At 70.2% G+C, this 6,560-nt stretch carries 7 protein-coding genes; 6 read left to right on the top strand and 1 reads right to left on the bottom strand.

The window, feature by feature from the left end:
* Positions 1 to 222: hypothetical protein (locus FXN61_RS46260; protein WP_223165876.1), on the top strand; the 222-nt coding region annotated here is incomplete at its 5' end.
* Here FXN61_RS46260 and FXN61_RS46255 read toward each other — a convergent pair.
* Entirely contained in the window at positions 219 to 1,424 is a 1,206-nt protein-coding gene (locus FXN61_RS46255; protein ID WP_167980159.1) for an amidohydrolase family protein, read from the bottom strand. The genes FXN61_RS46260 and FXN61_RS46255 overlap by 4 nt on opposite strands.
* A gap of 62 nt (positions 1,425 to 1,486) precedes the next feature.
* Between FXN61_RS46255 and FXN61_RS46250 the strand changes: the two genes are divergently transcribed.
* The 5 genes from FXN61_RS46250 to FXN61_RS46230 form a co-directional block, all read left to right on the top strand.
* A complete protein-coding gene (locus FXN61_RS46250; protein ID WP_223165875.1) occupies positions 1,487 to 1,975 on the top strand; it encodes a MarR family winged helix-turn-helix transcriptional regulator in 489 nt (162 codons plus the stop codon).
* A gap of 64 nt (positions 1,976 to 2,039) precedes the next feature.
* Positions 2,040 to 3,092: an alpha/beta hydrolase gene (locus tag FXN61_RS46245; RefSeq protein WP_246293112.1), complete on the top strand. Its 1,053-nt coding sequence runs from the start codon at positions 2,040 to 2,042 to the stop codon at positions 3,090 to 3,092.
* A 143-nt stretch (positions 3,093 to 3,235) separates the two neighbouring features.
* Positions 3,236 to 4,951: a S8 family peptidase gene (locus FXN61_RS46240; RefSeq protein ID WP_312878529.1), complete on the top strand. Its 1,716-nt coding sequence runs from the start codon at positions 3,236 to 3,238 to the stop codon at positions 4,949 to 4,951.
* A 56-nt stretch (positions 4,952 to 5,007) separates the two neighbouring features.
* Positions 5,008 to 5,925, top strand: coding sequence for a LysR family transcriptional regulator (locus FXN61_RS46235; RefSeq protein WP_223165874.1), 918 nt, complete (start codon positions 5,008 to 5,010; stop codon positions 5,923 to 5,925).
* A gap of 69 nt (positions 5,926 to 5,994) precedes the next feature.
* The coding region (locus tag FXN61_RS46230; protein WP_223165873.1) for a YeiH family protein at positions 5,995 to 6,560 on the top strand (566 nt) is incomplete at its 3' end.

Raw genomic sequence — 6,560 nt, 5'->3', positions numbered from 1 at the left:
GCCGCGTTCCGGCTCCTCGGCCGGTACGAGGTGTGCGACGCCACGACCGCCTCCACCGCACTGGGCGCCGGCCTGCTGGAGACCGAAGCCGCTCTGGACCAGCTGGTCGACCTCGGTCTCGCCGAGTGGGGTGACGGTGACACCTACCGGTTGCCCGGCCTGATGCGCCTCTTCGCCGCGGAACTGGGTCCGGTCACCCGCGCCGCCGCGTCACGCCACTAGACAACGCTCGCCAGGTGCGCCGCCGTCGTTCGCACCATCCCCGCCACGTCGTGCTTCTCCGTCTCCACACCGCCCACGAACACTCGCTCGACGTTGCCGGGGTGGGCCGCCGTGACCACCGCGGCAATCGGATCTTGGTTACCAACGAGATTGAGGTCGGATGCCCGCAGCACCACCAGGTCCGCGTGCTTGCCCACGCCGAGCGACCCGATCCGGTCCGCCATGCCGATCGCCGCGGCACCCTCGACGGTCGCCATGCGCAGCACGTCGGCGGGAGTGACGTGCACGCCCTCGCTCAGGTGCGCCGACAGCAGGGTGGCGCGCATGAGCGAGAACATGTCCCCCGCCACGGCCGTCACCGAGTCCACGCCGAGCCCGGTGGGCACGCCCAACGCGCGGGTGCGCCGCACCATCGGCGAGCCGTGCCCCATGCCGGCCTCCAACGCGGGTGCGATCGACACGCCCGCACCGGCCTCGGCGATCAGCTTCAGCTCGTCGTCAGCGAGCGCGTTGCCGTGCACGAACGTCGTGTTCCCGTCGAGCAGGCCGCGGTCGCGCAGTGCCGAGATCGGCTTCTCCTGACCGGCGATGTGCGTGACCACGCGCAAACCGAGCGACCGGGCGAGCCGCCAGTCCTCCTCCACCACGCTGATGTCCGAAAAGGACGGTCCGAGCGGCGCCAGCGCGATGTCGACCAACCCGCCGCCCAGCCCGGCACCACGGCGCACGTCCTCCTCCGAGCAGGCCGGCCCGAACACCGGCTGCCCGTAGCCGAACATCGCCCGGACGCCGGACTCGCGCAGCCCCTGCACAGCGGCCTCGGCGTGGCCGAACGTCGGTGCGAACGAGAAGTCCTGCACCGTCGTGATCCCGGAAGCCAGGCACTCCAGCGCACCGGCGAGGGTGCCGAGACTGAGCTCCGCGGGCGTGAGCACCGCCTGGACAGGTCGCAGCATCTTCTCCAGGTACTCGCCGAGCGACATGTCGGCGCAGAACGACCGCAGCAGCATCTGCCACAGGTGCCGATGCGTGTCGACGAAGCCCGGCAGCACGATCCGGTCCGTGCAGTCGATCACGTTCGCGGCCACCAGGTTCGTGCCCACCGCGGCGATGCGGCCGTCCGAGACGAGCACGTCGGTGCCGGGCAGGGCCACGACCGGGTCGGTGTCGATCACCAGTGCGTTGCGCAGCACGAAGTCCATCAGATCCCCCTCACTCAAAAGCTTTCTTAAAAGCTATCACGGTGTGCAATAGGCTCTGACCTGTGACGGATCGCGTGGAAGAACTGCTGGGCATGTGGCGAACGGAGCTCCCGGAGGCCCTCGTCGCCAGCTCGGAGCTCGGCAAGCGCGTGATGGTGCTGTCGGGGCTGCTCGGCGAGGCCACCCGCGCCACGGTGACCAGGTTCGACCTGACCGGCGCCGACTTCGACGTGCTGGCCGCGTTGCGCCGCAGCGGAAAGCCCTACCGGCTCAAGGCGAACGAGCTCAGCCGGTCGCTGCTGCTGTCGACCGGCGGCACGAGCAACGTGGTGAACCGCCTGGTGAGCCGAGGCCTCGTCGAGCGCGAACCGGACCAGACCGACGGCCGCAGCACCTACGTGCGCCTCACGCCGAGCGGCACGTCGCTCGCCGAGGAGGTCGTGATCGCGAACAGCAAGGCCCACGACGAGGTGCTGTCCGCGGTCCCCGCCGAGCTGCTGGATCGGGCGACCGCCGCGTTGCGCGAGCTGTCCGAGCACCTTCCTGGCTAGTCAGGCCACCAATGGCCGGTCAATGGCCTGTTCCCCGGCCGGTGCGAACGCCATGATCAAGGCCATGTCAGTTCCCCGCCTCCTGGCCACGGCGATCACCGTCGTGGCGTTGTCCAGCCCCGCCGCGAGTGCCGCCGAGCCCGCGCCCCCGCAGTTCGCCGACGGATTCGGACTGGTGGTGACGAGCCAGCCGAAGTGGGTCGACGAGACCCGCCGGACGTTCGTCTTCAGCGTCTCCACGAACCAGGTGCCGACGCCGACCCTGCTCGAAGGCCAGGAACCGGGCAGGCACGCGATCGTCGTCACCCTGCCCGACGACTATGACCGGACCGCCGCTCGCTACCCGGTGCAGTACTACCTGCACGGTCACCCCGACCGGCCGGACGCGCTGTGGAACCAGCGCGTCGTCGAGAAGGCGACGAGCGGCGTCCCGCTGATCACCGTGCAGCCCAACGGCAGTGGCCGCGGCTGGTACTCGAACTGGGTCAACCCCGGTGCCGCCGGCCCGCAGAACTGGGAGACGTTCCACCTGGAGCAGGTGATCCCGTTCGTGGACGCCAACCTGCGCACGATCGCGAGCAAGACCGGTCGCGCGATCGTCGGGCACTCGATGGGCGGCTTCGGCGCGCTGCACTACGCCGAGCACCGCCCTGACCTCTTCAGCTATGTCGGCAGCTTCTCCGGCGGCCTCGACCTGCGGAACTCCGAGGTCCGTGCCGCCGTGGTCGCGACCGAGGTCAACCCCGGTTCCGGTTCGCCCACCGTGGGCGTCGACGCGATCTTCGGGCCGCCGATCTGGCCGTTCGACGGCGTCTGGAACGCCCAGAGCCCTGCCCAGCACGTCGGATCGCTGCGCGGCATGGGCGTCGCCCTGTACACCGGCAACGGCGGCGACCTGACCGTCAACCCGGCCCAGGCGGTGCTCGAGAACCGAGCCAGGGAAACCGCGCTGGCGACGGCCGCGAACCTCACCGCCGCGGGCATCCCGTTCCACTTCTCCGACTACGGCGACGGCAGCGGGTGGGCGCCGGGCTGCACCGGCAAACACGCCGACGAAGCGTGCGTGCAGGCGGACATGAACCACTTCGTCGGGCTGATCACGCGACCCGACGCCTGACGTGCGACGTTCGGCCTGAACCGAACGGAGCATTTCTGGAACCGCGCGTCCCGAATGCCCTCCGACCTCCTCTAACGGCTTGAACGGGCCCCTGCACCCGCGCGATGTGCGCGGGCATCGCCCGCTAGGGAGTTGGAGGAATCGTGTTCCTGGGTTCACGATCACGCCTGCGCACCGCGGTCATCGCCGCGGCCGTGGGCGCCGGTGTTCTGACGGCGGCGACCCCCGCCGCCGCGGCACCTGCCGCAGGTACGCGCGCCTACCTGGTCATCACCGCGCCCGGCGACACCGCGGGCGCCAAGACGGCGGTGGGCAGCAACGACGGCACGGTGTGGACGAGCTACGACGCGATCGGCGTCATCGTCGCCCACTCCGGCGCCGCTGACTTCGCGAGCCGCATGCGTGCGGTCTCCGGCGTGCAGAAGGTCGGCGCCACCCGCACGTCGGACGTGCCCACCGAGGCGGCCAACCCGCCGGTCCCCACCGCACCCTCGCAGGCGGCGCCGGCGACGACCGAACCGCTGCGCACGGACATGACCCAGATCGGCGCCGACAAGGCGTGGGCGGTCAACCAGGGCTCGGCGACCGTGACGGTCGGTGTGCTCGACACCGGGGTCGACGACCTGCACGACGACCTCAAAGCGAACTTCGACTCGGCCAACTCCGCGTCCTGCGCCTACGGCAAGCTCGACACGCGCGCCGGTTCGTGGCGTGACACCGACACCCACGGCACGCACGTTGCCGGGACGATTGCGGCGGCCAAGAACGGCCGCGGCATGGTCGGTGTCGCGCCCGGCGTGAAGATCGCCTCCGTGCGCATCGCGGAGAAGCCGAGCGGGTTGTTCTTCCCGGAGAACACGATCTGCGCCATGGTCTTCTCCGGTGACCGCGGCTTCGAGGTGACCAACAACAGCTATTACACCGACCCGTGGCTGTTCAACTGCCCGGACAACGCCGACCAGGACGCGATCCTCGAGGGCGTGAAGCGAGCGGTTGCGTACGCCGAGGGCAAGGGCGTGCTGAACGTGGCCGCGGCGGGCAACGAGAACTACAACCTCGCGAGCAAGACCCGCGACTCGACCAGCCCGAACGACTCCACCGCCGTGCAGCGCAACGTCACCAACGTGTGCCTGAGCGTGCCGACCGAGGTCTCCGGCGTCGTCAGCGTCGCGTCGATCACCTCGACGAACGGCAAGTCGTCGTTCTCCAACTACGGCACCGAGAAGATCCACGTCGCGGCGCCGGGTGACAGCGTCTACTCCACGGTCCCCGGCGGCCGTTACGGCTCCAAGTCGGGCACGTCGATGGCCTCCCCGCACGTCGCGGGCGTGGCGGCGCTGCTGAAGTCGGCCAACCCCACGGCCACTCCCGCTCAGCTCCGCGGGCTGCTGGCGACCCAGGCGGACGACCTGAGCTGCACCGACAGCCGGTGCAGCGGCACCACGGCGAAGAACAACTTCTTCGGCGAGGGCCGCGTCGACGCGCTGGCCGCGGTCGACACCGGCACGCCTCCCGGCAAGTCGTTCGAGAACACCGCCGACGTCGCCATCCCCGACGCCGGTGCGGCGGTGACCAGCCCGATCACGGTCTCCGGCGTCACGGGCAACGCCCCGGCCACGCTCAAGGTCGACGTCAACATCGTGCACACCTACCGCGGTGACCTGGTCATCGACCTGATCGCCCCGGACGGCACGGCGTACCGGCTGAAGGCCTCCAACGGCGACTCCGCCGACAACGTCGTGGAGACCTACACGGTCAACGCGTCGAGCGAGGTCGCGAACGGCACCTGGAAGCTGCAGGTGCAGGACGTCGCCCGCGTCGACACCGGCCACATCAACTCCTGGAAGCTGACCTTCTAGGAGTGACACCTGATCGGCCGCCCGAACCGGGCGCCGATCAGGCATATGGTGCGAAAGTGCTCGATACCCGCCAGCTAGAGGTGTTCGCGACCGTCGCCAGAACCGGGTCGTTCAGCGCGGCGGCACGGGAGCTGCACTGCACCCAGCCGGCGATCAGCCAGCAGATGCGCGCGCTGGAACGGCACGTGGGTGGTCCGCTGTTCGTGCGCACCGGCCGTGGCCTCAACCTCACCGAGGCCGGCCGCATCCTCGCCGAACGCGGCACGGCGTTGCTGGACGAGCTGGCGGCGACCCACCAGCAGATCAGCGCGATCGCGACGCACGACATCGGCACCATCCGCATCTGCGCGTTTCCCAGCGCCACCGTCTCGCTGGTGCCGGCCGCGGCAGCCATCCTGGCCGAGGAACGCCCTCACCTGCGGCTCGAACTGGTCGAGGAGGAGCCACCCGGCTCGTTCGCCCTGCTCAGGCGCGGTGCTGTCGATCTGCTGATCAGCTTCAGCTACGAGGGTGAGCCGCAGGACGAGGCCGCCGTCACCGGCATGCTGCGGGTGCCGCTGCTGCGGGAACCGCTCGCGTTGCTCGTGCCGACCGGCCACCGGCTCGCGGGCCGCGGGCGCGTGTCGCTGTCCGAGACCGAGCAGGAGCGCTGGATCGCGGGGTGCCCCCGCTGCCGGCACGCCCTCGACCAGGCCTGCGCCGAGGCCGGGTTCACCCCCGACATCACCTGTTCCACCGACGACAACCTGGCCATCCAAAGTCTCGTCAGCGCCGGGCTGGGCATCGCTCTGGTGCCGAGGCTGGTCCTGTCCTTCCTGCGGCACCCCGGCCTGACCACGGTCGACGTGGAGTCCTGCGCGCACCGGCAGACCGCCCTCTACACCTGGCCCGACCTGATCAACCTGCCTATCGTGCGCGCCACCGTGGACGCCTTGATCACCTCCGCCGAGAGGGCATCGACCGCAGACATATAACGGGGCCTTATGCCTCCCCAAGGAATGGCCCTCTTCTGCGCATAGGTCGCCAGGGTCATGGTTGCTGTCATGGGGAGCATCAGGACCACGCCGCGCGCGACCGACTCACCGGTACCCGGCCTGACCCTGGTCGCGGGCGGTGTCACCGTCGCGATGGTCGTCTCCTGGCTGCTGCCCTCGGTCAGCGCGCTGACCGCGGCGGTGCTGCTCGGCGCCGTCGTGGCCAACGTCGTTCCCCTCGCGCCGTCGCTCGGTCCCGGCATGAAGTTCGCCGGACGCCGCCTGCTGCGCCTCGGCATCGTGCTGCTCGGGTTGAAACTGGTCGTCAGGGACGTGCTGGCACTCGGTTACGGGGTGCTGGCGGTGGCGGTCGCCGCCGTGGTGGTCACGTTCGTCGCGACCCGGTGGCTCGGCAGGATGCTCGGGGTGAACGACGGCCTGTCGTTGCTGATCGCCACCGGGTTCTCGATCTGCGGCGCGTCGGCCGTCGCCGCGATGAACGGCGTGCGCGAACAGGACGAGCAGGACGTCGCCAGGGCGCTCGGGCTGGTCACCCTCTTCGGCACCGTGGCGATGTTCAGCCTGCCGGCGCTGCACCCGTTCACCGGCCTGTCCCCCGCCGCGTACGGCGTGTG

It is taken from the genome of Lentzea indica (assembly GCF_012184385.1).
GTDB classification, from domain to species: domain Bacteria; phylum Actinomycetota; class Actinomycetes; order Mycobacteriales; family Pseudonocardiaceae; genus Lentzea; species Lentzea indica.
Note: the sequence above shows the minus strand (reverse complement) of the source record. Positions and strands in the feature narration are given on the sequence as shown.

Coding starts and splice junctions, on each gene's coding strand:
- FXN61_RS46255 (WP_167980159.1), bottom strand. CDS start 1,424: ATGGACTTCGTGCTGCGCAACGCACTGGTGATCGACACCGACCCGGTC.
- FXN61_RS46245 (WP_246293112.1), top strand. CDS start 2,040: ATGTCAGTTCCCCGCCTCCTGGCCACGGCGATCACCGTCGTGGCGTTG.